Annotated in this window: 17 protein-coding genes, 1 tRNA gene and 1 pseudogene; 8 read left to right on the plus strand and 11 right to left on the minus strand. The window is 67.3% G+C overall.

Annotated elements, in window-relative coordinates; genetic code table 11:
• Positions 1-19 precede the first annotated feature (19 nt).
• The gene (locus H4N58_RS02920; RefSeq protein WP_167249082.1) at positions 20-1672 is read left to right on the plus strand and encodes an FAD-binding dehydrogenase; all 1653 of its coding nucleotides are present in this window, start codon (positions 20-22) and stop codon (positions 1670-1672) included.
• 156 nt (positions 1673-1828) lie between these two features.
• Here H4N58_RS02920 and H4N58_RS02925 read toward each other — a convergent pair whose 3' ends face one another.
• The 5 genes from H4N58_RS02925 to H4N58_RS02945 are packed head-to-tail and all read right to left on the minus strand — an operon-like array spanning position 1829 to position 6291.
• Complete coding sequence (locus tag H4N58_RS02925) at positions 1829-3040, minus strand: DUF4032 domain-containing protein (RefSeq protein ID WP_167001460.1); 1212 nt, start codon at positions 3038-3040, stop codon at positions 1829-1831.
• Between the two features lie 29 nt (positions 3041-3069).
• Positions 3070-4386, minus strand: a complete 1317-nt coding sequence (locus H4N58_RS02930) for a D-arabinono-1,4-lactone oxidase (protein ID WP_167249080.1) — start codon at positions 4384-4386, stop codon at positions 3070-3072.
• Positions 4383-5579 (minus strand): amino acid deaminase/aldolase, encoded by a 1197-nt coding sequence (locus H4N58_RS02935; protein WP_243845026.1) that lies wholly within the window; start codon positions 5577-5579, stop codon positions 4383-4385. Before H4N58_RS02935 ends, H4N58_RS02930 begins: the two co-directional genes overlap by 4 nt.
• Before the next feature lie 54 nt (positions 5580-5633).
• Complete coding sequence (locus H4N58_RS02940) at positions 5634-5903, minus strand: DUF3618 domain-containing protein (RefSeq protein WP_167001462.1); 270 nt, start codon at positions 5901-5903, stop codon at positions 5634-5636.
• On the minus strand, positions 5893-6291 hold the full coding sequence (locus tag H4N58_RS02945) for a phage holin family protein (protein WP_208322828.1): 399 nt from the start codon (positions 6289-6291) through the stop codon (positions 5893-5895). Before H4N58_RS02945 ends, H4N58_RS02940 begins: the two co-directional genes overlap by 11 nt.
• A 147-nt stretch (positions 6292-6438) precedes the next feature.
• Between H4N58_RS02945 and H4N58_RS02950 the strand changes: the two are divergent.
• Together H4N58_RS02950 and H4N58_RS02955 are read left to right on the plus strand one after the other, a co-directional pair.
• A pseudogene (locus tag H4N58_RS02950) lies at positions 6439-7083 on the plus strand (ABC transporter ATP-binding protein); the annotation flags it as partial.
• 77 nt (positions 7084-7160) lie between these two features.
• Entirely contained in the window at positions 7161-7946 is a 786-nt protein-coding gene (locus H4N58_RS02955; protein WP_167249074.1) for an ABC transporter permease subunit, read from the plus strand.
• A gap of 19 nt (positions 7947-7965) precedes the next feature.
• Here H4N58_RS02955 and H4N58_RS02960 read toward each other — a convergent pair whose 3' ends face one another.
• Together H4N58_RS02960 and H4N58_RS02965 are read right to left on the minus strand one after the other, a co-directional pair.
• Positions 7966-8634, minus strand: a complete 669-nt coding sequence (locus tag H4N58_RS02960; RefSeq protein ID WP_167001466.1) for a response regulator transcription factor — start codon at positions 8632-8634, stop codon at positions 7966-7968.
• On the minus strand, positions 8631-9452 hold the full coding sequence (locus H4N58_RS02965; RefSeq protein WP_167001467.1) for a sensor histidine kinase: 822 nt from the start codon (positions 9450-9452) through the stop codon (positions 8631-8633). The genes H4N58_RS02960 and H4N58_RS02965 overlap by 4 nt, the downstream gene beginning before the upstream one ends.
• A gap of 353 nt (positions 9453-9805) precedes the next feature.
• On the opposite strand from H4N58_RS02965, the gene H4N58_RS02970 reads away from it, so the two are divergent.
• The 3 genes from H4N58_RS02970 (at position 9806) to H4N58_RS02980 (ending at position 12072) form a co-directional block, all read left to right on the plus strand.
• Positions 9806-11314: a SulP family inorganic anion transporter gene (locus H4N58_RS02970; RefSeq protein WP_243842872.1), complete on the plus strand. Its 1509-nt coding sequence runs from the start codon at positions 9806-9808 to the stop codon at positions 11312-11314.
• A gap of 20 nt (positions 11315-11334) precedes the next feature.
• Positions 11335-11964, plus strand: a complete 630-nt coding sequence (locus H4N58_RS02975) for a DUF4203 domain-containing protein (protein ID WP_167001468.1) — start codon at positions 11335-11337, stop codon at positions 11962-11964.
• Between the two features lie 32 nt (positions 11965-11996).
• A tRNA-Thr gene (locus H4N58_RS02980) sits at positions 11997-12072 on the plus strand.
• A 98-nt stretch (positions 12073-12170) separates the two neighbouring features.
• Here H4N58_RS02980 and H4N58_RS02985 read toward each other — a convergent pair.
• The 3 genes from H4N58_RS02985 to H4N58_RS02995 all read right to left on the minus strand — a co-directional run bounded on the left by H4N58_RS02985 (position 12171) and on the right by H4N58_RS02995 (position 13749).
• Positions 12171-12863, minus strand: coding sequence for a site-specific integrase (locus H4N58_RS02985; RefSeq protein WP_167001469.1), 693 nt, complete (start codon positions 12861-12863; stop codon positions 12171-12173).
• Positions 12864-12886: 23 nt separating this feature from the next.
• A complete protein-coding gene (locus H4N58_RS02990) occupies positions 12887-13189 on the minus strand; it encodes an N-terminal phage integrase SAM-like domain-containing protein (protein WP_167001470.1) in 303 nt (100 codons plus the stop codon).
• Positions 13190-13530: 341 nt separating this feature from the next.
• A complete protein-coding gene (locus H4N58_RS02995; protein ID WP_167001471.1) occupies positions 13531-13749 on the minus strand; it encodes a helix-turn-helix domain-containing protein in 219 nt (72 codons plus the stop codon).
• A 328-nt stretch (positions 13750-14077) separates the two neighbouring features.
• Here H4N58_RS02995 and H4N58_RS03000 point away from each other — a divergent pair, with 328 nt between their 5' ends.
• Together H4N58_RS03000 and H4N58_RS03005 are read left to right on the plus strand one after the other, a co-directional pair.
• Positions 14078-15133 carry a hypothetical protein gene (locus tag H4N58_RS03000; RefSeq protein WP_182397135.1) on the plus strand — a complete coding sequence of 352 codons (1056 nt, stop codon included), beginning with the start codon at positions 14078-14080 and terminating at the stop codon, positions 15131-15133.
• Positions 15134-15409: 276 nt separating this feature from the next.
• Positions 15410-21610, plus strand: coding sequence for a DNRLRE domain-containing protein (locus tag H4N58_RS03005; protein WP_167001472.1), 6201 nt, complete (start codon positions 15410-15412; stop codon positions 21608-21610).
• Positions 21611-22354: 744 nt separating this feature from the next.
• Here H4N58_RS03005 and mobF read toward each other — a convergent pair.
• The gene (gene mobF, locus H4N58_RS03010; protein ID WP_167001473.1) at positions 22355-25273 is read right to left on the minus strand and encodes a MobF family relaxase; all 2919 of its coding nucleotides are present in this window, start codon (positions 25271-25273) and stop codon (positions 22355-22357) included.
• Positions 25274-25586 lie beyond the last annotated feature (313 nt).

A 25586-nucleotide genomic window follows, 5' to 3' on the forward strand; every position in this document is an offset into this window, starting at 1 on the left:
TACCGCGAGCATGTCGGGCATGGATGCTGATGTGATCGTCGTCGGAGCCGGGCTCGCCGGGCTGGCCGCCACCGCAGAGCTCGTGGACGCCGGCAAGAAGGTCGTGCTCGTCGACCAGGAGTCCGAGGCCAACCTCGGCGGCCAGGCGTTCTGGTCGTTCGGCGGGCTGTTCTTCGTCGATAGCCCCGAGCAGCGGCGCATGGGCATCAAGGACTCGTACGACCTCGCGCTGCAGGACTGGATGGGCAACGCCGGGTTCGACCGTCCCGAGGACGCCTGGCCTCGCAAGTGGGCCGAGGCGTACGTCGACTTCGCCGCCGGCGAGAAGCGCGCGTGGCTGCGCGCGCAGGGCCTCAAGATCTTCCCGATCGTGGGGTGGGCCGAGCGAGGCGGGTACGGCGCGGTCGGTCCGGGCAACTCCGTGCCGCGCTTCCATATCACGTGGGGGACCGGTCCAGGCATCGTCGAGCCGTTCGAGCGTCGCGTGCGCGAAGGCGTCGCGAAGGGGCTCGTCACGTTCCGCTTCCGCCACCGCGTCGACGGCCTGACGGTGACCGACGGGGTGGTGACCGGCGTGACCGGTGCCGTGCTCGCGCCCGACGCCTCCCCGCGCGGCGTCGCGAGCAACCGCGACGTCGACGGCGACTTCGCCCTGTCCGCGCAGGCCGTGATCGTGACGTCCGGCGGCATCGGCGGCAACCACGACCTCGTCCGCAAGACCTGGCCCGAGGACCGTCTCGGCAGCCCGCCGGAGGACATGCTGACCGGCGTCCCCGCGTACGTGGACGGCCGCATGCAGCAGATCGCGATCGACTCCGGCGCGCACATGATCAACCCCGATCGCGGCTGGCACTACGTCGAGGGCATCAAGAACTGGGACCCGATCTGGCCCGGGCACGGCATCCGGATCCTGCCGGGTCCGTCGTCGCTGTGGTTCGACGCGCGCGGCAACCGGCTGCCCGGGCCACTGTGGCCGGGGTTCGACACCCTCGGCACGCTCGAGCACCTGCGGACGACCGGTCACGACCACAGCTGGTTCGTGCTCACGCAGAAGATCATCGAGAAGGAGTTCGCGCTGTCGGGGTCGGAGCAGAACCCCGACCTCACCGGACGCGACTGGAAGCAGGTGCTGTCGCGGGTGCGGCCGGGCGCGCCGGGGCCGGTGGAGGCGTTCAAGCAGCACGGCGAGGACTTCGTCGTCGCGGACACGCTCGACGAGCTCGTGGCGGGGATGAACGCACTCACCCCGGAGACACCGCTCGACGTCGACGCCCTGCGGACGCAGATCGAGGCGCGCGATCGCGAGATCGACAACCCGTTCTCCAAGGACATGCAGGTCGTCGCGCTGCGCGGCGCCCGCTCGTACCGGGGCGACAAGCTCATCCGTACGGCGTCGCCGCACCGCATCCTCGATCCTAAGGCCGGGCCGCTCATCGCGGTGCGGCTGCGGGTCATCACGCGCAAGACGCTCGGCGGGCTCGCAACCGACCTCGACGCGGCGGTGCTGCGCGAGGACGGCTCGCGGTTCGAGGGCCTGTACGCCGCGGGCGAGGTCGCCGGGTTCGGTGGCGGCGGCGTGCATGGCTACCGCGCGCTCGAGGGGACGTTCCTCGGAGGCTGCCTCTTCTCCGGTCGTACGGCCGGCCGGGCGGTCGCCCGCGCCCTCGGCTGAGCCGGCCTGTCGCTGGTTGAGCCGTCTCTGCCGATGGTTGAGCCGTCTGCCGATGGTTGAGCCTGTCGAAACCCAGGTTTCGACGGGCTCAACCGTCGGGGGTTTCGACGGGCTCAACCGGCGGGGGTTTCGGCGGGCTCAACCGGCGGGGCGGCCTCAGCCGCCGTTCGCGGCGCGCAGCGTCGTGACCTGCTGCGGGAGCTGGGTGCGGATGTAGTCGTCCGCGGACGCGAAGATGTCGACCTCGTGCCCGGCCGCCTGCGACAGGTTCCACCGGTGCATCAGCACGTCGTGGAAGAACTCCGCCGGCTCGACGACGTCGCGATACTTCGGCGGGATCATGCGCGTCAACGGCTCCCAAACCTCCTGGAGCCAGCGGTGCGCCACGACCATCGCGTCCTCGTTCTGGAGCTGGTGCGCCCCGGCGAAGGCATCGAGGTCGTTGAGGAGCCGCCGAGCCTGCGCCTCCTCGAGGTCGAGGCCGGTGAGTCCCTGCAAGCGCCGCGCGTGGTGGTCCGGCTCGACGACCTTGGGCTGGATCCGGACCCCGTCGCCGTCGAGGTCGGTGACGATGTCGAGCTCGCCGACGTCGAAGCCGAGGTCGTTGAGATGCTCGATCCGCTGCTCGATCCGCCACATCTCGTCGGTGCTGAACTCCTCCACACCGGTGAGTGCGCCCCAGAGCTCGTCGTACCTCTCGACGATCCGGTCGACGAACGGGATCGGCTCGATCCCGGGATCGAGCAGCCCGCCGGCCTGGAGGTCCAGCAGCTCGCCGAAGACGTTCGTACGGACGAGGTCGAGGTCTTCGCCGCGTTGGCCGTCGGACAGCGCGTCGTGCAGGGCGCCGGTCTCGGCATCGACGAGGTACGCCGCGAACTCGCCCGCGCTGCGGCGAAAGAGGGTGTTCGAGAGCGAGCAGTCGCCCCAGAAGAACCCGTCCACGTGCAACCGGACGAGCAGCACGACCATCGCGTCGATCACGCCCTCGAGCGTGTTGTCGGACAGCGGGTGCTCGAACAGCGACCGGTACGGCAGCGAGCGCGGCAGGTGGGCGGTGACGAGGGCGGAAGGCAGCTCCGTACCGTCACGTCGGCGGCGCCCGGTGACGACGGCGACCGGTTCGACGACGGGGAGCTCGAGCCGCCGCAGCTGCCGCAGGAGGACGTACTCGCGCCGCGCGTAGCGCTCGTTCGTCTCCTTCACGACGAGCACCGCGCCGTCGACCCGGATGAACCGCACGACGTGACGGTGGATGCCGCGCGGCAGCGACACGTCGAGCTCGTGCGGCCACTCCTCCAACGGCAGGTACCAGGGGAGCGTGACGAGTCCGCTGCGTGGCCGGGCCGACAGGATCTGGACGGGCATGCGCCCAGCGTCGCACCGATGGCGGGGAGTTACCCGAGGACGCGGTCGAGGTAGGCGTTGGCGAACGTACGGTGCGGGTCGAGGCGATCGCGTACGGAGGCGAAGTCGTCGAACCTCGGATAGCGCGTGCGCAGGACGTCGGCGTCGAGCGTGTGCAGCTTGCCCCAGTGCGGGCGGCCCTCGTGCTCCTGGAAGATCGCCTCGACGCCCTCGAAGTAGCGGCGGTAGTCGATCTGGTGGTACTGGTGCACCGCGACGTACGCGTTGGCGCGGTCGTACCCGGTCGACATCCAGATGTCGTCCGGCGCCGCGAAGCGCACCTCGACCGGGAACGACACCGTCTCGTCCGACGCGTCGACCCACGCGTCGACCGCGCGCAGCACCTCCGGCAGTGCGGCGCGCGGGATCGCGTACTCCATCTCGCGAAAGCGCACCCGGCGCGGCGAGATGAACACCTCGTACGACCAGTCGGTGTACTCGCGCGCCGACAGCGCACGCCCGGAGATGCCATTGAGCCGGGGCACCCAGCTGCGCTGGCGGGTCGCGACGCGGTTCACCATCTCGAACACGCCGTTGGACATGATCTCGTCGTCAAGGAGGAAGCGTGCCCTGGACAGCGGCTTGCGCTCCGTGGCCTCGGGGACGCGGTTGTTGCGCTTGACCAGGGCGCGGTCGGTGTGGGGGAACCAGTAGAACTCGAAGTGGTCGTTGTCCTCGACCATCGCGTCGAGCCCGCCGAGCACGTCACCGAGCAGCATCGGCTCCTCGCGGGCGTGCAGCAGGAACGACGGCACGCACGCGAAGGTGAGCGCGGTGACGACGCCCAGGGCGCCGAGGCCGACCCGCGCCGCGCCGAACAGCTCCGGGTCGTCCGGGGTCACGGTCACGACCGAGCCCTCGCCGGTGACGAGCTGGAGGCCGACGATCGCGCCGGCGATGCCCTGGAGCTGTGCCCCGGTGCCGTGGGTGCCGGTCGATGTCGCGCCCGACATCGTCTGCGGGTCGACGTCACCCATGTTGGGGAGGGCCAGCCCGAGCGCGTGCAGGGCCGGGTTGAGATCACGCAGACGCGTGCCCGCGCCGACCGTGACGTGGCCGGTCTCGCGGTCGACGTGCTGGATGCCGGAGAGCGCGTCCATCCGCAGCTGAACGCCGTCGGTGACCGCGATCGAGGTGAACGAGTGCCCTGCACCGACGGGCTTGACCCGCTGTCCGGACGCGGCGGCGGTCCGGACGACATCCGCGACCTCGTCGACCGTGCGGGGGTGCGCGACGCGTGCCGGGGTCGCGGAGGCGCAGCGGCCCCAGTTGGTCCATCGCGCGGTGGTCGTGGTCGTGGTGCTCATCCGAAGTTCTTCCCTTCGCCACGGTAGGTCGGCAGCGTCTCGGTGGACGCGGTGGCGCCGTCATCGCCCTCGGTGGTGACGACGTGGACGGCGTCGAACCGCTCGCACATCTCCCCGGCCTTGGCGTGGCGCATGAACACGCGGTCACCGACACGCAGGCTCCGCGCGACGCCGCCCCGTACAGGTGTCTGCACCTCGCCCGCGCCTTCGGTCCCGATCAACGACAGGCCCGGCGGCCACACCGGCGTCGGCTGGCGGCTCTTGCCCGCGGCGCCCGACGCGGAGTAGCCGCCGGAGAACAGCGTGGCGATGTCCGGGGCCGGCTTGCGCACGACAGACAGCGCGTAGAACGCCGCCGGGTGCGACTCGAACGCGTCGTAGGTGTCGAAGAGCGTCGGCATGAACAGCCCGGAGCCCGCCGTGAGCTCGGTGACGTACGGGTCGTCCCGCATGACCTCGAGGCTGCCGGTGCCGCCGGCGTTGACAAGCTCGAGGGCGGTCACGTCACGGACGGCCTCGACGATGCGTGCGCGACGCGCGACGATGTCGGCGACGGAGCGGGACTTCACGAAGCGGACCGCGGGGGAGCTGTCGGGCATCCCGGCGACCTGCGCGTCGTAGAACATCAGGCCCACGAGCGTGAACCCCGGACGGGCCGCGATCGCGCGGGCGAGGGTGATCGCGTCCTTCGGCGAGTGCACCGGGGAGCGGCGCGCGCCGAGGTGCAGGCCGCGGAACGGCTCGAGAGAGGAGTCGACGTCGATGCAGACCCGGATGGGCGGGTGGTCGGTGCCGACGACCGAGTCGATGAGGTCGAGCTGGGCGAGCGAGTCGACCATGACCGTGATCGCGGCGAGGCGGTGCTCTTTGGCGATGAGGTCGTGGAGCGCGGCGCGCGACGCGGTCGGGTAGGCCAGCAGCAGGTCGGTGTGCCCCTCGTCGGCAAGCCAGACGGACTCGGCGAGGCTGTACGACATCACCCCGCGGAAGCCGGGACGGGCCAGCGTCCGGTCGACGAGGGTGCGCACGCGGACCGACTTCGACGCGATGCGGACGGGCACGCCGCCAGCGCGTCGTACCAGCTCGTCGGCGTTGCGGGTGAACGTGTCACCGTCGATCACGGCGTACGGCGTCTCGAGGTCACGCGTCACGCGTGCGAGTCGCTCCATGTTGGGCAGGCGTCCAATAGCCACGGCATCAGTATGCGTCAGGAATGTGAGTTTGGACACCTGACCAGGAAAAAAATTCTAGTGCCGCTTCTTTCGCCACAGCGCGAGCACGATGAGAGCGATCACCCCGACCGCGACGATCGCCGGCAGCTGGGGGTTGTCGCGGGCGTTCTGCTTCACGTACTCCATCCGCTGCTGCGCCTCGTGCTTGGCCTCGTCCATCCGTTGCTGGGCCTGCTTCTTCACGTCGAGACGGTCGGTCAGCTCCTCGACGGTGTGGCCGAGCTTGTCCCGGGTCTCCTCGATGTCGCGCTGGATCTCGCTAGGGTCAGTCGGATCAGTGCTCACGGTGGCGTGCCTCCTTCACCTCGGCGATATCCGCCTTGACGTTCTCCACAGTGTGCTCAGGAACGGGCGGCGTCGCCTTCTGGAGCTGCTTCTTGCCGACGACGGCGAGGATGGCGGCAATCACGAACAGGACGACGGCGACGATGAGCGCCGCCAACCAGACGTCCATGACGAGCGCGAGCGCTGCGATGATCGCGGCGAACCCGTACAACGCGAGAAGACCCGCTGCGCCGAATCCGCCGAGCCCCGCACCTGCGCGAGCGCCCTTCTGCTTGAGCTCGGCCTGGGCGAGACGCATCTCATCGCGGACCAGCCGGGAGGTCTGTTCGGAGAGGTCGCGGACGAGGTCGGCGATCGACTCGTCCGAGCGAGCCTGAGGTTCTGCCATGGGTAGCTCCTCGATCGGGTACGTCGATCCGGTGCCCTCAGGCCGCGCGACCATGCATGACCGTACGAGTCGCTACTGACCATCGGCAGTAGTGACGGTTGCTTTTCGGGCACTGTGCCTGCGTTCCCGAATTCCTACGGTCGACTCATGATCACGTTGAGCCATCTGACCAAGAGATATCGGTCGACCACCGCGGTCGACGATCTCACCCTCCAGATCGAGCCGGGCCGCGTCACCGGCTTCCTGGGCCCCAACGGCGCCGGCAAGTCGACGACGATGCGGATGATCCTCGGCCTCGACACCCCCAGCGCCGGCTCCGCGACGGTCAACGGCCGTACGTACGCGACGCTGCGCCGGCCGCTCCGTGAGGTTGGCGCGCTGCTCGATGCCAAGGCGGTGCATCCCGGCCGTCGGGTGCGGACGCACCTCGTGTCGATGGCACGCAGCAACGCGATCCCGGTGAGCCGCGTCGACGAGGTGCTCGACCAGGTCGGGCTCACCTCCGTGGCCCGGCGCCGGGCCGGCTCCCTCTCGCTCGGCATGTCTCAGCGGCTCGGGATCGCCGGTGTCCTCCTGGGCGACCCGCAGGTGATGCTCTTTGACGAACCCGTCAACGGGCTCGACCCCGACGGCGTGCTGTGGATCCGCCGACTGCTGAGGTCCCTCGCGGGCGAGGGGCGCACGGTGTTCGTCTCCAGCCACCTGATGAGCGAGATGGAGCGCACTGCCGACCACCTCGTCGTCCTGGGCCGGGGGCGCCTGCTCGCCGACACCTCCCTCGACGACCTGGTCGGCGACCACGAGTCGCTGGAGGACGCGTACTTCGCGCTGACCGCCAGCAGTGTCGAGTACGCAGGGAAGGAGGCCACATGAGCGACATGACTTCTTCGATCGCGTCGGAGTGGACCAAGCTCTGGTCGGTTCGCTCGACCTGGTGGTGCTTGGTCGGTGCCGTGTTCCTGGTCGCGTTCTACGCGGTCCCGGCAGGCTTCGACGCCGCCCAGCCGAACCCTGACCTCTCGTACGCGCAACAGCTGCTGCACGTCGAGGACGTCGTCTTCACGGCGCTGCAGTTCTCGCAGTTCGCGCTGGTGGCGCTGGCGCTCCTGACCGTCACCTCGGAGTATGCCTCCGGCAGTATCCGGACGACGTTGCAGTGCGATCCGCGACGTGGGCGGGTGCTCGTGGCGAAGCTGGTCGTCGTCGAGGTGGTCGCGCTGGTCGGTGGGGCGCTCCTCGCGGTGCTGGGTGCCGTCCTCGCCGACCTGACCGCAGGTGAGTACGGAGTCTTCGACGCGGGTGAGGTCGCGGCCGCGGCAGGCAGGGTCAGCGTCTACCTAGCGGTCGTCGTGGCCTTCTCCATCGGTCTCGCCGTCGCGCTGCGCAGCACCGCGGGCGCACTCGTCGGAGCGTTCCTGGTGCTCTTCCTGGTGCCGCTGGTGTTCATGATGAGCGGGGTGGACCTGATGGTCGACATGTCCTTCTGGCTTCCGGGCACCGCCGGCACCGAATATCTCGGCATCGGGATCGCGACCCTCTTCGGCCTCGACGACCAGCTGCCGTACGGCGAGGGCGGCGCGCTCGTGCTGTTCGCCGCGTGGGCGGGCGTCGTCCTGGCCGCGGGGTACGCCGCGTTCCGCAGCCGCGACGCCTGACGGCCCAGCAGGGGAGGCCCTAAACGTCCTCGCCGACGAGCCCTGCCTCGTAGGCGAGGACGGCTGCCTGCACGCGGTTGCGCACACCGAGGCGCCCGAAGGCACTGCTCAGGTAGGCCTTCACGGTGCCTTCGACGAGGTGGAGCCGGCGGCCGATCTCGGCGTTGGAGAGCCCGGCGCCGACCAGCGCCATCACGTCCCGCTCGCGGTTCGTCAGCATCGCGACCTTGGCACGCGCCTCGGCCGCTCGCGCCATGCGGTCACCGGCACCGGCGCCGATCTCGGCGATCACCCGCTGCGCCACGGTCGGGGACAGGTATGCCGCGCCGTCGGCGACCGCGTGGACGCCGGCGAGGAGCTCGCGCGGATCGCCGGACTTCAGCAAGAACCCGCTCGCTCCGTCGCCGAGAGCGCGGGCGATGAAGGCGTCGTCCGAAAAGGTCGTCAGCATCACGACACCCGCCTCGGGCACCGTGCGCCGGATCTCCGCAGCGGCGGCGAGGCCGTCCATGCGCGGCATCCGGATGTCGAGCAGCGCGACGTCCGGCCGGTGCCGCTGCACGGCGTCGACCGCGCTTCTGCCGTCCGCTGCCTCGGCGACCACCTCGATCGCGGGATCCGTCTCCAGGATCGCCCGCACCCCGGCCCGTACCATCGCCTCGTCGTCGGCGAGGACCACGCGGATCACGAGGTCGCCTCGGCGGCGCTGCGACGTGCCCGGTCTGTCACCGGGAGCTCTGCGACCAGGGCGAACCCGCCGTTTCCCGTCGGTCCGTGGCGCAGCGAGCCGCCGGCGGCGCGTGCCGCCTCGTCGAGTCCGGCCAGCCCGAGTCGGCTCGTGATGCCATGGCGCGGTCGTTCGCGCGCGGCGCCATTGAGGACGAAGACGTGGACGGCCTGACGGCCACGCTCCAGACGCACGGTCACGGGTGCGCCCGGTGCATGCCGGGCGGCGTTGGTGAGCCCTTCCTGGACCACGCGGTGGGCGGCGACCTGCTGCAACGGCGCGAGCGCGTCGGCAGCACCCTCGAGGCGGACGTCGAGACCGGAGTCCCTGGCGCGCTCCACCAGCTCGGCGATGCTCGCTGCGGCAGGCTCGAGCGGGACCTCCTCCTCGCCCGGCCGAAGCACGCCGACGATCTGGCCGAGCCGGTCCGTCGCGTCCGCTGCGGCGGATCGAAGTGCTGCGGCCGCTTGCCGGGCCTCGTCCGGGATCCCTGACCTGACCTCGAGGGCCCCTGCGCGGAGCGCGATCAGGCTGAGCTCGTGGCCGAGCGAGTCGTGCATCTCCTGTGCGATCCGGGCCCGCTCCCGCAGCTGCGCGTGCTCGACGGCCGCGGCGTGGTGGGACGCGACCTGGCGCAGGTAGCGCCCGCACAGCCAGGGGAGCCCCATGAACAGGATCGTGTTGCCGATCAGCGCACCGCCGCGGCCGAGCCAGCCGGACCACGAGGGGTCGTTGACCAGGGCGTCGAGCAGCAGCAGCGCCGCGAGCGAGGCGACCACGACGGCCGCCGTCGACGAGCGCGAACGCGAGTGCCAGCGCCACCTCTGGCAGTCGCGCCCGGATCAGCAGCGCAACAGCGACCACGATGACCCCGACCGCAGCCCACCAGCCCTGGGACGCCGGAAGGGCGGTGCCGCTCATCACGGCGTGCTCGACCGCGACGCAGAGGACGAGTCCGCATCCGAGCACCGCTCGCCGGACCCCGGGACGTCGCAGCAGACTCACCCGTCGGACGATAGTTGTTCGCGGACACGTTCCCGTACCGTCGAACGACAGTACGGGAGGTGTCGCGTGCGGACAGGCCGTCCGCCGCCCCACCTTCTTCTCGGATCCCCTCGAACGGAGCATCGTCGTGAGCTCACCCCTGCCCTCGACCGACTCGCACGCCGACCACAGCGTCGTGCACGCGCTGCGGTCGCCCAAGATCCTCCGTACGGAGGTCCTGGCCGGGCTCGTCGTCGCGCTCGCGCTCATCCCCGAGGCGATCTCGTTCTCGATCATCGCGGGCGTGGACCCGCGGGTCGGCCTGTTCGCGTCGTTCACGATGGCCGTGGCGATCGCATTCCTCGGCGGCCGTCCGGCGATGATCTCCGCAGCCACCGGTGCGGTCGCGCTGGTGATCGCCCCGGTGATGCGCGACCACGGGTACGACTACCTCATCGCAACCGTGCTGCTCGGCGGCGTGATCCAGATCCTCCTCGCCCTGGCGGGGGTCGCGAAGCTGATGCGCTTCATCCCGCGGTCGGTGATGGTCGGGTTCGTCAACGCCCTCGCGATTCTCATCTTCTTGGCGCAGCTCCCGCACCTCGTGGACGTCCCGTGGCTCGTCTATCCGATGGTCGCGGTCGGCATCGCGATGATCGTCGGCTTCCCGCGGATCAACAAGATCATCCCGGCACCGCTGGTGGCGATCGTCGCGCTGACCGCCTTCACCGTCGTCGGCGCGCTCGACGTCCCGAACGTCGGCGACGAGGGGACGCTCCCGGACAGCCTCCCGGCGTGGTTCGTCCCCGACGTGCCGTTCACCCTCGACACCCTGCAGATCATCGCGCCGTACGCGCTGGCGATGGCGCTCGTCGGCATCCTCGAGTCGCTGCTGACCGCCAAGCTCGTCGACGACATCACCGACACGCACTCGGACAAGACCCGCGAGACGTGGGGCCAGGGCGCCGCGAACGTCATCACCGGCTTCTTCGGCGGGATGGGCGGCTGCGCCATGATCGGCCAGACGATGATCAACGTGAAGGTCTCCGGTGCGCGCACCCGGATCTCCACCTTCCTGGCCGGAGTGTTCCTCCTGATCCTCGTCGTCGGGTTCGGTGACGTCGTCGCACTGATCCCGATGGCCGCACTCGTCGCGGTGATGATCATGGTGTGCGTCGGCACGTTCGACTGGCACTCCGTCCGGCCGTCGACGCTGCGCCGGATGCCTCGGTCGGAGACCGCCGTCATGGTCGCGACGGTCCTCGTCACCGTCGCCACGCACAACCTCGCGATCGGTGTCGCCGTCGGCGTTCTGGTGGCGACGACGCTGTTCGCCCGCCGCGTCGCGCACGTCGCCGCCACCGAGCGCACGCTCGTCGACGAGGAGGACGGGGCTGTCGCCGTCTACCGCGTCACCGGCGAGCTCTTTTTCGCCTCGAGCAACGACCTGTACACGCAGTTCTCGTACGCCGACGACCCTGAGCGCGTACGGATCGACCTCTCGGCCGCACACGTGTGGGACGCCTCGACCGTCGCCGCGCTCGACGCCATCGCGGCCAAGTACGCGCGCAAGGGCAAGCGTGTCGAGATCACCGGGCTCCGTGGGGCGAGCGCGGAGCGACACGGTCGCTTGACAGGTCGGCTGTCCGCACACTGAAGGTCGCATAGGCTCGGCCCATGAATGACGCTGGCACCAACGATGTGGTTCTCGCGCTGATCCTGCTCGGGCTCGGTGTCGTCCTCGTCTTCTGGGGCGGCGCCGCGCTTCGCGCGCTGATCGCGTTGGCAGGCGCGGTCGTCGGCTTCTTCCTGGGCGCAGAGCTCGTGCAGGGCCAGGCCGGTGGTGAGCTGCTCGGCACCACCTGGGGCTGGGTAGCCGCCATCGTCGGTGCGCTCGTGCTCGGTGTGCTGGCCTACGCCTGGTACTGGCTCGGCGTCGTGATCTGGGTCGGCGCCATGGGCTACGTGCTCGGCGTCTTCCTCGCGAACGCCTTCGGCGCGGACAAGGACTGGGTGTTCACGACGGTCGGGATCATCGTCGCCGCGGTGCTCGTCATCATCGCCGTGGTCGCCTCGCTCCCGGCGCTGCTGCTCGTCATCGTGAGCGCCTGGTCGGGTGCGACGCTGGCGCTCACCGGCGTCATGCTGCTGGTCGGCGAGATCAACGACCAGCAGATCGACCACGCCTTCAGCCTCGCCGACCCGTCGTGGCTCTGGTACGGGGCGCTGGTCGTCCTCTTCGTCGTCGGCCTCGTCGTCCAGCTCGGAGCGACCTCGCGGCGTTCCGCACAGAGCGTCGGCGGCTAAGATGGGCGCGGCCTCGGCTCGTACGAGGCTTTGCCGGTGTAGCTCAGTTGGTAGAGCGCCTCACTTGTAATGAGGATGTCGCGGGTTCGACTCCTGTCACCGGCTCCAGGTGTTTGTGCAGGTAAGCGGCGCAGGTTGCCTGCGGGGCGGTCCCGGCGAGGGCCGAAATCTCGGCCGTGGCAGCCAAACTGGCAGCCAACGGCATCTCACTCGCCTCCGATCAGGCGCTCGATGAGCGCGGAAGCGTCGGCCAGCAGGCGCTTGTCGACGTGGGTATAGGTGTCCAGGGTCAGGCTGATCTGAGAGTGACCGAGCAGCTCCATCACGACCCGGGCGGGCACGCCCTGCTCGAGCATGAGGCTGGCGGTCGTGTGGCGCAGGTCGTGCAGGCGAATCTTGCGAAGACCGGCGCGCCGCAGGAGCGCTTGGAAGGCGCGGTAGTCGTTGCTGCGCTCAATCGGTGAGCCGACGTGGGTGGTGAAGACGAGACCGCGCTCGTTGCCTTTCCAGAGCTGGGCCGCGCGCTCTGCTTCCGCCTGCTGCTCCGTCCGCCGCTTCTCCAGAGCAGTGGCTACGACGACAGGCAGCGGGAGCACTCGGACTGACCGTTTGGTCTTAGGCGCCACCAGCTGGAAGTTGTTGTCGGTCCGCTGGAGGGCGTGGCTCACCGTGAGTGTCCGTGAGTCAATGTCGATGTTGTCCCAGGTGATTCCGAGGGCCTCTCCCTGACGGAGTCCAAGGAGAAGCCCGATGAGCCACCGTGCCGCGAGGCGGTCGTCAGCAGCCGCGGTGCTGAATCGCTCGGCTTCCTCGCGGGTGAAGGGATGAATGGTGGTGCGGGTCATCGGCGGCGGATCCACCATTTGGGCAGGGTTGGTGGGGATCAGACCCCAGCGCATGGCGATCGTCAGGCTGCGTCAGATCATCGCGTGCAGCCGGCGGATGCTGCTGGGGAGAGTTCCGAGCGCTTGTCCTGGTAGAGGCCGGCGATGTGATGCGGCCTGAGTGCATCGAGCTTCATGCGACCGAGGGCCGGAACCACGTGGAGTCGGATCTCCTGCTCGTACCGGGCGAGCGTCGTCGGTCGAACCGTCGCCGACGCGACATCGTGGAGCCAGCGTTGCATCCATTGCTCCAGGGTTGGGATTCGCTCGGTGCTCAACCGGCCTTCCTCAGCCTGTTGCACGAGCTTGCGCATCTCTTTGAGAACCTCGGCCTTGGTCACGCCACGCACGTACCTGCGTCGCCGGCTGCCGTTGACCCATCCGAGGTCTACTGCGCCACGCCACCGCCCGTTCTCAAGCTGATAAACGGCGCCTTCTCCACGACTGCGGCGCTTGCTGCTAGGCACTCTCGCTCACCCAGCTCGCGTCGTCCCACCGAGTCAGGACGATGGGCAGCGTTACAGTGGCATCGGGGTCACCCAAGCGTCCCAGGCTCGGGAGCGTCGGCGCCGAGAACACGGTGGCCTCAAGGACGTCACGGCAGTGCCGACGACAGAGCCTTTGCGATACGCCAGCGAGGTCGACGATCTGGACGAGCGGCGCGCGGAAGCACCCCGCCCGGTCACAGATCGGCGGTGGCGTGCGGGGCATCGCTCGAATCCTGGTGCACGGAAGCGAAATTGTCTGCGATGAACTTCTCGAGCGCCGCGAGTGGGACGCGGCGCAGTGCTCCAATCTGGACGTAGCCGAGCTTGCCGGCGCTCATCAGCTCGTAGAGCTTCGTGCGGCCGATGCCGAGCTGTTCGGCCGCTTCGATCGGCCGTAGCAGGAGTGAAGTCATGACGTCCTCCGTCCGTCGACGTTCACCCCAGGATTGACTGCCCTCGCCCTCCTCGGAAGACGACTCTTGATGACGGGGGTGGACGCAACCCCCTGAACTCAGGTACACCTCGGAGCTCCTGTCCGGAGCGGATTGTCGAAGCCGTAGTGATGGAGGCCGCAATCGACTATTGCCCGGGTTGGGATGGCAGTGCCGTCAGCGGCCGACACGGTCGGATGGACATCACCTTCCGACACCAAGCACTGCTGACGTCATTGACCCTCATCGACCGACCGGAGCCTATGAGCGTCTCGGAGACAAGCGCTTCCAGCAATTGTGCGCCGCGCTGGTGCTCGACCGTTTCGCGGACGTGTCCGTCTTTCCGGTGGGCGAGAAAGATGGCGGCCGCGACATGGTCTCCGGCACCGGTGAGAACCGGACGATCCTTCAGGTGAAGTTCTCCGGTGATCGCCGCAAGAAGAGGGCCACGTGGATAAAGCAACAGATCAATGGGGAGGCGGCGAATATCGAACGCCTCGTCCGAGAGGGGTGCACCCGGTACATCCTGATGACCAACGTTGAAGGCGGAGCCGCGCCTGGCTCGGGTTCGCGCGACGAAGTCGAGAAGGAACTCACCGCGCTGTCGAAGAAGTACAGGGTCCAGATGTCCTGCGTCTGGTCATCGGACCTCGACGCCTGGGTCGACAATGCGCCCTGGGAGATCAAACTCGCCTACGTCGACATGCTCGCGGGCACCGACGCGCTCTTCGCCCTTCTGACCTCGATGAATCTGGAGGATGGGGAGCGGCGTGAGAAGGACATCCTCGTCACCTACGTGGCCACGCACTGGTCGCGAGACAAACGCCTGAAGTTCCGCCAGATCGATCTCGTCAGCGACCTGCTAAGCGATCTGTTCGTCGACGTGACCGCACATAGGACGAGCGCTCCCCGCGGCACAACGATGTCGCTTCGCGACGTAGAACACGTCGCCGATCATCTTCTCGACAAGGCGACCCCGCCGTTGACCCTCGTAGAAGGCGTTCCCGGTCAGGGCAAGTCGACACTTGCCCAGTACGTCTGCCAGGTGTACCGCGCGGCGTTCATTGGCCGAGAGGAGTTGGAGGCGAATAATGAGGTCCTGCCGGGGAGTTCGACTGAAGAACTTCGCGTCCCGTTCCGGATCGACCTTGCCGACTACGCCGAGGCTGCCCGCTCAAACAACACCTCCACCGCGACCACCCCCACCGGTCACGCTCGGCCGCGACCCTCACGACCAAGACGTCGCCCGGAAGGGCTCGATGTCGGCAAGGACTCGGGTCCGGACACACACCGTCACCGAAGCGGCGTGGGAGCCGGCATGGTGAGACGCGGACGTTCAAGACGACGACGGGGTCGTTGGCGGTGATGCGTGACTGGCTGACTCCCACTGAGCGCATGCCTGCGGCAGCGTCATCGATCCTCGGCGAGCCCCACTGGACCACGCTCAATCCATTTGTCCAATTTGGGAAGCTTGAGTTTGTCATGCGGATGACAAGTTTTGATTGGTTCTTGATCATCGGCTGATTTCGGGGTGACAACGACGGTCGCAGTGTGGCTAGTTTTCACCACCTGGGTCACCGCTGGGGTGACTACTGCAAGACAGGTCGGGTTGGAAATGGTCACTCGTGGTATAGCGTCGCGGATGGTCGCATCGATTGTCATCACGGTCTCCACCGCGCTGGTCGCGGGAACCCTGGGCCCGGCATCCTCGGCGGCCGCACTCACCGAACCGGAGGAGCCATCGCCCTCCGTGGTGGTGACGGACTCGGATCGTGACGGAGTCCAGGATCGTCCGGACGCGGTGTCGGCGGCCCTGGCGGCGCGTTTGGCTGACGAGAAGGTCGAGGATCTGTCGGCGCGCACCGAGTCAACGCAGTTGTTCGCGAACCCTGACGGGACGTGGACGCAGGAGGCCGCATCGGGTCCGGTGCGTGTCGTCGACGAAGCGGGAGCCTGGCACGACATCGACACCACCATTGTGCCCATCGCAGGAGCTACGGGACTAACTGCGAGGTACGCGTCGGCGGATGTGGTGTTCTCGCCTGGCGGCGACAAGACGTTTGCGACGGTGACTGACGAGAAGGGCAACAGGTCGAGCTTCGGTTGGCCGACGGCGCTCCCGAAGCCGGTTGTCGATGGTGACACGGTTACCTATCCGCGAGCCTTGGAGAACGGCGACCTGGTGGTGCAGGCGCTGCCGACGGGGTTCTCACACTCGGTGGTGCTGCAGGCGGCACCGACGGAGCCATTAGAGATTCCGATCCCGCTGCAGATCCCGGATGGAGAGCTGACTGTCAACGACAGCGGCTCGCTGGTGGTAAAGGCCGACGGCAAGAAGGTCGTCACCGCTCCGCAACCGCTCATGTGGGACGCCGCCGTGGGCAATGATGATCTGCCGAACAACGTCGAGCCGGTTGAGGCGGCGGTCGAGGCCTCGGGCAGCGGTGCGAGTGAGAAGCAGACGTTGGTGCTGTCGCCGGATGCACACTGGTTGTCGGATCCTGCGACGGTGTACCCGGTGACGGTCGATCCGTCGTACACGATGTACGCCAACGGCGACTCGTGGGTTCAGAACGCCGGCTACACGACGAGCCAGGGTGGCTCTACCGAATTGCGGGCGGGTACCTATGACGCCGGCGGGCACAAGGCGCGGTCGTTCGTGAAGTTCATCGGAATGCTCAATGACAATGGTGGATCGGGTCAGGACATCGTGTCGGCGACGTTCAAGATGCGGAACTGGTACTCCGGCTCGTGCACGTCCTCGGCGATCCGGATCGCCCGCATCACCGAGACCTGGGCGGTCGGGGACCTGACCTGGGACAACCAGCCGACGGTCACGTCGACCGGCTCGAGCACATTCGCTCCCGCCTACGGCTACTCGGCCTCGTGCGACGCCGATGGGAACCAGGCTTCATGGGACGCTACGGCCATTGTCCAGGCGTGGGCAGATGGCGCCGCAAACAATGGCATTCGGGTGGCTGCCGACAATGAGGCAAGTAACGCGACGTGGCGCAAGTACCGCTCCAGTGAGCACACGAACACTGACACCCGCCCGCGGATGAGCGTCACCTACAACTCCTACCCGAACAAGGCGGCGGCGCCGGTGGTGGTGGGTGCGACCACCTACGGCGGTGTCACGTACGTGAACAAGAAGACATTCAACGTGTCCTCTAAGGTGACTGACCCCGATGGTGGCACGCTGACCGGTCTGTTCGACGTGTCGGGACCGGCGGGCTCATGGTCCGGCCTGGCGGGGTCGGCGGTGTCGTCGAACGGAAGCTCGGTTCGTTCCTACACCCTCAACACCGACGGGGTGTACACCACGAAGGCGCGGGCTCGGGACTCAGCAGGTCTGATCTCGAAGAACTACTCCGCGTCAACCACCTTCACAGTCGACACGGCCGTGCCTACGGCGACGATCTCGTGCCCGGGCTACTCCAACGGAGTGTGGTACGACACGCGGCCGGCCGCGAGCACGACCTGTACGTTCGGGGGTTCGGCGGATGTGGTCTCGTGGTCGTGGCGCCTGAACGACGGTGCGTGGAAGACAAGCACGGGAAGCACAGGCGCGATCGCGATCCCCGAGTCGGGTGCGACGCAGATTGAGTATTACTCCGCGGACCGCGCCGGCAACAAGTCCCAGACGATCACCTTCGGTTTCGGTGTCGGTGCGGCCAGCCTGGTGGCGCCGGTCGGTGGTGAACGGTCCACATCTACCTTCGCGATTGAGGCGCACGGTCCGGGGTTCGTGGACGAGCTGACTCTCGAGTGGCGTGCCAGTGGAAGCTCGGCGGCGTGGGCGCCCGTCGATGCGCTGACCGAGCGTGATGGTGGTGACTGGGACGGCACGTTGCAGCTGGCTGGGGCCATGAAGACGACGGGACAGTTGATCTGGGACGCTAGGCAGGACGCGGTGCCGTCACCGGCTCTGATTGACGTGCGGGTGTGCTTCGACTCCACAACGAGCGGGATGAAATGCGGTCCCGCACGCACCGTCTCGCTGATTCCCGGGGCGTTTGGGGACTCCTTTCCTGTCGCGGAGGTGGGCCCAGGCACAGTATCGCTGTACTCGGGCGAGGTGATGGTCGAGGATTCCGACGCAGCCGGAATCGGGCGCACTTACCGCTCGATGAGCGGCCCGGCAACCAATGCCGCGAGTGTGCTCGGCCCGGGCTGGGCGGCCGACCTGTCTGGGAGTGGAGGCGCCACGTCGGGACTCGAGGTTCGCGACGACCTGACCGGTCTCGGCCTGCTCGTCCTCGAGCCCGCCGACGGGGCGATGACGTTGTGGGGAACCGGAGCCGGGCCGATCGCGGCCGGGTCGACCGGGACGTTCACGTTCGTCAAGGGATTCGGCGACATCACTGGCGCCCTCACGTTGGAGGCCAGCATGTCGGAGTGGCGCTTGCGGCTACGTGAGGACGACGGCACGATCACCGTTTGGACCGCCACACCTGGCGGCGGCGCGTGGCAGTTGACCTCGGTGACCGGCCCTGCCGAGGTGGGTGCCACCACCTTCGGACACGACCCACAGGGCAGGGTCAGCGACATCTTTACACCCGTCTCGGCGACCTTGGCGTGCAGCGAGACCAGCCAGGACGTCGGATGTCGCCACACGCATCTGACCTACTCCGACATCTCCGGCGGTCTCGGGTCACGGCTGACGAGCGTGGCAGAGATCGTCCACGCAACCACCGGTCCGCAATCGACCGTTGTCGCCGAGTACAGCTACGACGACGAAGGCAGGCTCACGGGAGTAGCCGATCCCCGCGTTACCAACGCCGACGGGGAGGGTGCGGCCACGACCTATGCCTACAGCGGCTCGGGAGATCAGAGCAGGCTCTCTAGCGTCACGCCCGCCGGAGAGGAAACGTGGGAACTCGGCTACGACGACGACAATGACCGACTCGACCAGGTCCAACGCACACTGCCAGGGTCCAACGACAAAGCACGCTGGGAGATCGTCTACCAAGTACCGACCTCCGGCGAGGACCTGCCCGACCTGACACCGCAGGCGATCACAGCCTGGGACCAAGGCGGGACAGACGCACCTATCGCTGGCGCCGCAGTCTTCGGCCCGAACGCTCCCGCGGAGCGGGACTGGAAGTATGCGTCACTGACCTACTACGACGTCGAGGGACACACGACCAACACCGCCGTCTACGGTGCTGGCGACTGGCTCGTCGACTCTTACGGATACGACAAGCACGGAAACGTCACCTGGGCAATCGACGCCGCGGCACGCGCCCGGATCCTCGCCATCGATCCCGCGCAACGCACGACCGAGGCGATCGATCTCAGCACCATCACGGGGTACAACGCCGACGGCACCCGCGTCGAGTCGATCTTGGGCCCGCAGCGCGCGGTCGTGACTGAGTCGGGAGAGGTTGTCCAGGGACGTCCTGTCACCTCCTACACCTACGACGATGAGACAACGCAGACACAACTGATCGTTGGCCGGCCAGCCGATGAACCAGAGACCCCACGCAATCTGGTCGTCGAGGAGACATCAAGCGTGCTCGACCTCTGGGGCGGCGCGTACTACGACGAAAAGGTCACGCGCTACCGCTATGACCCCGTCCAGAACGGCGACGGCAATGGCTGGGAACTCGGAGTCGCTACACGCACCAGCGTGTGGCTCGGTGGTGACAAGGCGCAGCCAAGCAACTGGTCGACCACGCTCACTCGGCACGACACCGAGGGCAAGGAAATTGAGACTCGCACGCCGCAGGGGGTCGCAAGCCACGACGGAGCCGGAACTGATCCCCGCTCCACGATCACGGTCTACTACACCGCCGACGACAGCGCTCGTGACTCCAGATGCCGCAACAAGCCCCAGTGGGCCGGACAGGAGTGCCTCACGGGACCCGCGGGACAGCCCGCGAGCGGAGCGAGCGTGCCTACGACGCTCTACGCCGCCTACGACCCCCAGCTCAATCCGACGTTGATCAAAGAATCGCGCGACCCCAGTCCGACGACTCCGTCCAACGAGATCGAGCGGGTTACGACCAATACGTTTGACGACGCTGGGCACATCACGTCCGAGCACACCATTGTCAACAACGCGCCGGCGGGAGACCGCGCCGTAGCTAGGACGAACTACACCTATGACACGGTGACAGGTGCGCTCACGGCGATCTCCAACGACGAGTCGACGATCTCGATCACCTATGACTCGTGGGGACGCGAGAAGAGCCGTACAGACAGCAGCGGAAACACAAGCACGAAGACGTACGACAGGGCCGGTCGTCTGTCGACGCATAACGACGGCAAGGGCGGATACACATATTCGTACGAAGGCAGCGGAGAGCATCGCGGCCTCGTTACCGGGCTCGACGTCGACCTGCCAAACGGTCAGGCCGACGAGTTTACCGTCGAGTACACGCCCAGGGGCGCGCCAGCGACGATGACCTACCCGAACGGGATTACCGCCCGGTGGACCTACGATGCCGCCGACAACCCGACAAACCTCGCCTACACCGTCGGCGAAGAAGTCGTTTCCTTCAGCCAGACCTACGACATCTCCGACCGTGTGCGGACGTCGGTGACCCCCGGGTCAGACCGGTCGTTCCGGTACGACCGGCGGGACCGCTTGGTGCGCGTCGATGACACGTCCGGAGTCGGACCGGTTGAGCAGAGCATGTGTGAGCGACGTGAGTACAGCCTGAGCCTCGACTCCAACCGCGACGCACTCACAAAGAGCGGAGCCGATTCCAGCGGACGCTGTGATGGAAGCGCTCCGACAACCATCGCGTCCGCGTTCGATGCAGCAGATCGGATCACGGGCGGGTACTCGTACGACGCGCTCGGCCGCACGCGGACGATTCCAGGCGAAGCGTCGAACATGCCTGCCGGAGGCGAGGTCGACGTTCGGTACTTCGCCAATGACATGGTCGCCTCCCTAGCCCAAGGTGAAGCGTCAACTGATCCGCTAGCGGAGAATGGCGTCGCGTACGAACTTGACCCGGCGGACCGCATAGCCGTAATCGAGCAACACGTCGGCGCCACCCCGGTCCGAACGCTCAACCACTTCTCGGATGAGAGCGATTCGCCAGCGTGGTCCACGACCATCGCTGGAGATTCAACGGGCGAGGAAGGCTCTGTCACGTGGAGCCGCAACCTGACCGGGCCGTTTGGGACATTGGTTGGCCAGCAGCTCGACGAAGGGCCAGCAATATTCGATCTCGCGGATCTTCAGGGCCATTTGGTTCTCAGAGCCGGCACGGATATGGAGGGCAATGTTGCCATCGGCCCGTTCAGCGAGTTCGATGAGTTCGGAGGGCTGCAGGCGGGTGCTGTGCAGACCTATGGGTGGCACGGCGGCGCGGCCCGACCCGCCAACCTTGTTGGTGGATTAATGCTGATGGGAGCGCGGCTCTATAATCCGACGACCGGCCGTTTTCTGTCGCGCGACGCAATTTCGGGAGGCAACGACAATAGCTACATTTACCCCGCGGATCCGATCAACCTTGCCGACCTGCCCGGCCTGGCGACAAAGTGGCTGTTTAACAAGAAGATTAAGCCAGAGAATGCCGCAAAATGGGCGAAACGTATTAGGAACGCTAAGCGCTTCACCGATTTGATCTCGGAGGGTCTTAAGTATGTGAGCAAGGTCCCGAATTGGGGGACCGTGGTCAAGATCGTGGTCGACATCCTCATGTCCATCGCGGCCGACATTGCAACTGATATCATGAGGGCGCACGGCGCGACCCCGCCGCGGGGCCACTACTTGCATCGCATCAGGATCAGAATCGGTATCGGAAACTGGGGTTGGAAGTTCTGGAAGTTCCGTCCCAAGTTCAACATTATTCCTCTGTACCAGCGTCGTCATGGGAGGCAGTGACGTGAGTGGCGAAGCTCGGAATAGCGAGCACATAATCGACGCCTACAGACGGGCTTGGAGTCGGCGTGTGGAGGGTGACGACAACTCCTTGGAGGTCTTTCGGTCTGAAGTCGGTAGCGCCAGGGGCGGTGCCGATGAGGAGGAATGGAAGCTCTATTCCGAACTTTGGGAGAAAGGAGTTCCTCCTTCGAGGCTCGCGAAAGAACTACGCCGAGCGGGTCTTCGGTCGCTGCGCGAGGTGGTTGGGCACACGTTCCGGCTTTGGCGCTCGAGCGCGCGAGAGCCGCGCTGGATGAAGGAGCCGTCCGATGTCGAGTTGCTCGGTCAAGACTCGCAATACTGGAGCCTTCCAGTTACAGAACTGCCGCTTTCCTTTGGGGACGAGGAGTACCCCTGGCTCGAACGGGCCTGTGCTGAATCTCAACTCGAGAAGGGCGAAGAGTGTCATGTTTTCGCGATCTGGCTCGACCCGCTAGAGAGTCAAGCAGATGAATGTGCGGTCGTTCTCGGGCGTCAAAGAGTCGGTTCGACGCGAGTTTCAACCGATGTATGGCATGAGTTGCGAAGTCTCCAATCGCGACGGATCTTCGCGAATGGCGCACTGGAGATTAACCCGAATGAGACTCCGCTGTCGCCCTACCTAGGCGTTCAGCTGCCGCCCCCTCACGCGTCGTCCTGAGGTCAGCGTTACAGTCTGATCCTGCTCTGACAAACCTTTACCCCTTAGAAACCAAAACAGGGATGTCACCAAGATCGGGCGATACCCGCTCGCCCCGGCCCGAGGTTCCCGTTGTCGTCACGCCGGTGCTGAGGGAGTTGCAGGTTCGATGTTCGCGCGCGGCGCCGTGCCGACCGGCGCGTTTGTGTCGCGGATCTGTGCGGGCCTGAGCGTGAGAGCGCTTCGCGCAGCATTTCGAACGGATTGCTTTCGGGAGTTGGTGGTCGATCGGTGTCGAGTCTGAGCAGTTGCTGGTCTGCGACGTACAGGTAGGTGCAGGTCCTAGCTCTGGTGGCACCGACATAGAGAGCTTCCCGGGTCGTGGTTTCGTCGACGATGACGTGCGCGGTGTCGGCCGTGGCACCTTGCGCGCGGTGGGTCGTGACGGCGTACCCGAGCTGGACGTGGTCGGCAACGTAGCCGGACGGCAGTTCGACACAGGCGCCGCCGCGTTCGACGTGCAGTCGCCCGTCCCCGCTGACCTCAGTGACAGTCCATCGGTCGCCGTTCTTCACGTACGTGCCGTGGATCGTGGTGAGGGCACGGTTGTTGCGACGGGTGGTGATGATGTCGCCGACGCCGGCGGTGGTGCCATCGCGCAGTCGTACGCCGCCGGCTCGGCCGATCTCCCCGGCTCGGATTCTCGCCGCGCGGGCGGTCGTGTTGAGGGCGCGCGCGTCCCGTTCGGTGCTGGCGATGATGATGCTGCTGAGTCCGCGTCGGGTGTCGCGCTCCCAGGCGTTGTAAGCGTACTCGAGAAGATGCGGCCCGCTGCCGGTCACGACGCGGTGGTTGTCCTCGTAGAAGCGCAGACCGGCCGGGTCTCCTCCGCGGATCTGGAGGGTCGCCGCCGCCTCGTCGGGGTTGTGGAAGCGGTGGAGCGTGTCGAGTTCGGGTCCGCCGATGTCGCCGACCAGGAGTCGGAAGGCGCCGCCGGCTTCGACCGCCGAGAGCTGGTACGGGTCGCCGAGTAAGCGGACGACGGCACCGGCCATATGGGCGTGCTGGGTGAGCCAGTCGAGACGTGTGGTGCCGGCGAGACTGGCTTCGTCGACGAGCACCAGGTCGCCTGGTCGCAGGTGAGCCCAGTCGTCGCCACTTACTGGCTCGGCGGTGAGGTGCTGGAACTTGTGGAGGTTCTCGGCCCTGGTGCCGAGCTCGTCTGCAAGGACCTGCGCAGCGGTCGCCGACGGAGCGAGCGGAATAACGCGGCGTCCCGCTTCGCGCCAGATGGTGGCGAGGGCGCGCATAGCGGTGGTCTTCCCTGACCCCGCTGGTCCGACTCCGATCGACAGTGCGTGGGGATTGGTGAGGAAGTCGAGGACGAGCCGGCGCTGGCCAGGGTCGAGCCGGTGGCCTTGCGCCTCTTCGTAGGCCCAGATTCGGGCAACGGCATCGGGCTCGGCCATGACCGGGTGGTCTGTGTGGGCGCGTGCGGTGTCGAGGAGTCGCTGCTCGGCGTCGAGGATGTGCTGGGTCGTGTACCGGGGTGAACCGTAGGTGGTCGCGTCGTTGGAGAGTGGGACCGCGACGTCGGGGGAGAGTGCGCGCTCGAGAGCGCGCACGGTGACGCGTTCGCGGTGAGGAGCGGTCGCGAAGCGAAGGTGGCGGATCTGGCGTTCGATCTCGGCGAGGACGTTCCAGCGGGTCCAGGTCGCCTTGTGCTCAGCGACCACGGAGGTGGCGACCTCGGCGATCAGGTCGACCGGCACCTCGTCCGGATCCCACGCGCGCGCCGGCGCCTTCGGGTTCATCAACTCGGCCAATCGCCGGTCGGGGTCCTTGCCGAGGAACGGTCGAGCTTCGGTGCGCCAGCGGGTGATCTTGTCGGCCAGGGTTTCGCCGAGGATCTTGTCGCCGCGGGTGTCGAGGGTGGCCTGCTGGGCGAGTCGGAGCTGGGCGGCGGTGTCGGGGTCGTGCCTGTGGGTATTGCGGTAGTCGGCGGCGAGCTCACGGTAGCGGTCCTCGATCGCGGCACGGCGTTGGGAGAACGACCGGATCAGATCGAACGGCACGCCGGCGATCTCGCGTACCGGTCGCTTGTCGGCGCGGACCGTGTCGGGACGTTCGGTGAACGCGACGCCAAGCCGTCGGCTGAGCTCGTCCTCGAAGCGGGTGTTGTACCGCTCAGATGCCGCGACTCCTGCCGCGTGCAGGACGCGAGCGTCGAGCGACAGCCAGTGTGCTCGACCGTCGGAGAGGTCGTGAAGGGCGCGGACCTTATTCGAGATCGCTACGTGTGTGTGCAGGTCGGGGTCGCCGGAGCGGGAGTCGAAGTGGTCGAACGCGGCTGCGATGAATCCGCGGGCCTTGGTCTGGACGCCGGCCTTGCCGGTGCGGGCGAAGCAGGTCTCCGTCTCCAACCAGGCGAGGACGTTCTCGACTGCGGCGTGGTGGGCGTCGGAGGCCGCTTGGCGGGTGGCGGCGTCGCCGAGTCCCCACAGGATCGAGGCGCTCTTGACCGGGGTGAATACGAGGTCGTACCCGGCGACGGCGCGACGTTCCTTCGCGGCCTCGGATGTCTCGATCCGAGCCCGTGTCGTCGCGTCTGGGGCGTGGCCGTCCTTGGCCTCGTATCGGGCGATCCGCTCCGCGATCCGATCGTCCCGTGACTCGCGCGTGTGGAAGGCGGGAAAGGCCTGTCCCAGCCGGGCGGCGGTCCTCGCGGCCTCCGGACTCGCGCCGTTGGCTTCCTCGAGCGCGATGATCTGTTCGGCATCGGGGTGCATTCCGGCGCCGAACAGGGACCGCATCTGGTCCTCGCGCACCGTCCCGCTGACGGCCAGCTCGCGCGCCCCGACTCCCATCCACCGACCGGTCGGGTTCCCGGACGCGAGGTAGTAGTCCGCCAGCGACTGGCTGGCAGTCCGCGTGACATCTCCAGACGCGACCTGTCGGGTCAGGTAGGTGTAGCCGTCACCGGCGTGCAGCTTGTGCAGCGTCATCACTGGACGCGACCCCCACGAGTAGCCGAACGAGTAGCCAAACGCCCGAGAAGCAGCGGCCGTCGAGGAACCGCGGCGGAATCCAGATCCCTGCTGACCTGCGCAAACGCATCTCAGCGGCCATCGCCGGACACGCCGCGTGCAACTTGTAATGAGGATGTCGCGGGTTCGACTCCTGTCACCGGCCCCGAATTGGCGGTCGGCCCTCGGCGCCACCACCCGCATGGTGGTGCTGCTCCTCGCGATGGTGTCGATCGAGGTAGCCCGTGACGCATTGCCTCCACATCGCCGGGTACCTGGACACAGCAGTCCG

Source organism: Mumia sp. ZJ1417 (assembly GCF_014127285.1).
Lineage (GTDB): Bacteria > Actinomycetota > Actinomycetes > Propionibacteriales > Nocardioidaceae > Mumia.